The organism is Gordonia oleivorans (genome assembly GCF_040044975.1).
GTDB lineage: Bacteria > Actinomycetota > Actinomycetes > Mycobacteriales > Mycobacteriaceae > Gordonia > Gordonia oleivorans.
Map to the genome: position 1 here is coordinate 1 of NZ_JBDZDI010000055.1, position 1,467 is coordinate 1,467.

Below are 1,467 nucleotides of genomic sequence, written 5' to 3' on the forward strand. Positions count from 1 at the left end.
CAATACCGTTCAGTTAAGGTTGCAAGGGTGTAGTTTGTAGGGTATGCCTCGTGCTGGGTGGGTGAAGCCTGAGTCGGATCGTCGGTTGTCGGATGTGGTGTCGGTGGGTGTGTTGATGCGGACGTTTCCGCCGGATGTGGTGGATGAGGTGATCGCGGCGGCGGGCCGGACCGAGGTGCGTCATCGGGCGTTGCCGGCGCGGGTGATGGCGTATTTCTCGATTGGGATGGCGTTGTATGCCGAGGGCTCGTATGAGGATGTGTTATCCCAGCTCACGGATGGTTTGTCGTGGGCGTCGGGGTGGGAGGAGTCCTATCGCGTTCCGGGGAAGTCGGCGATTTTTCAGGCGCGCTCGCGTCTGGGGTCGGCGCCGATGAAGGCGTTGTTCGAGCGAGTGGCGGTGCCGTTGGGGAGCGAGTCGACGCCGGGGGTGTGGTTGGCGGGGCGTCGGCTGGTTGCGGTGGATGGGACGTGTCTTGATGTGGCGGACTCGGCGGTCAATGATGAGTTCTTCGGGCGGCCCGGGGTGAACAAGGGTGAGCGGGCGGCGTTCCCGATGGCGCGGCTGGTGGCACTCGCCGAGTGCGGCACGCACGCCATTTTCGCCGCCGCGGTGGGCACGTACGCGCAGTCCGAGGCGGTGCTGATCGAGTCGTTGCTGCCGCGTCTGACGTCGGGGATGCTGGTCACTGCTGATCGTGGAGTGTTCTCGTATGCGTTGTGGCGCAATGCTATAGCGACGGGGGCGGATCTGTTGTGGCGGGTGAAGACCTCGGGTACAGGCCCGAAGCCGCGGCATGTGAAGGACTTGCCGGATGGGTCGTGGCTGGCTGAGCTGCAGCAGACGCATTCGGCTGCGGCGCGGCGCGCTGAGCCGATGCTGGTGCGGGTGATCGACTACACCATCGATGACGGTCGGGAGAACGCCGAGCAGTATCGGTTGCTGACCACGATCCTGGACCCGGACGAGGTCGGTGCGGTCGAGTTGGCTGCGGCCTATACCGAGCGGTGGGAGATCGAGATTGCCTTCGATGAGCTGAAAACCCACCAGCGTGGGCCCCGTACCGTGCTGCGCTCGAAGTCTCCTGATCTTGTGCTGCAGGAGATTTGGGGGCATCTGTGTTGTCACTATGCGATCCGGTCGTTGATGGTCGAGGCCGCCGGTCACGCCGGCCACGATCCTGACAGGGTCAGTTTTGTTGCCGCACTGAGGATTACTCGCCAATCGGTCGCCCACCAGGGCGACTTTCCCCCCTCACGACCCTGACACAACCAGCCACAGCTGGCTCACCTTCCTCACTCGCCTCACGCGCAGACTCAACCCTGCACGCCGCCGCAGAGCTAACCCACGTGTCGTCAAACGCAAATACGTGAAATGGCACGTCAAACGCGCTCACCACGCCGCCTGGCCGCAACCGACACAGTCACCGGTCTACGCAACCGCACCGCTTAACTGAACGGTATTGG

At 63.6% G+C, this 1,467-nt stretch carries 1 protein-coding gene; it reads left to right on the forward strand.

Features of this window, described 5'->3' with window-relative positions; translation table 11 throughout:
- Window positions 1–43: 43 nt before the first annotated feature.
- Window positions 44–1,267, forward strand: a complete 1,224-nt coding sequence (locus ABLE92_RS26085) for an IS4 family transposase (RefSeq protein ID WP_348807660.1) — start codon at window positions 44–46, stop codon at window positions 1,265–1,267.
- Window positions 1,268–1,467 lie beyond the last annotated feature (200 nt).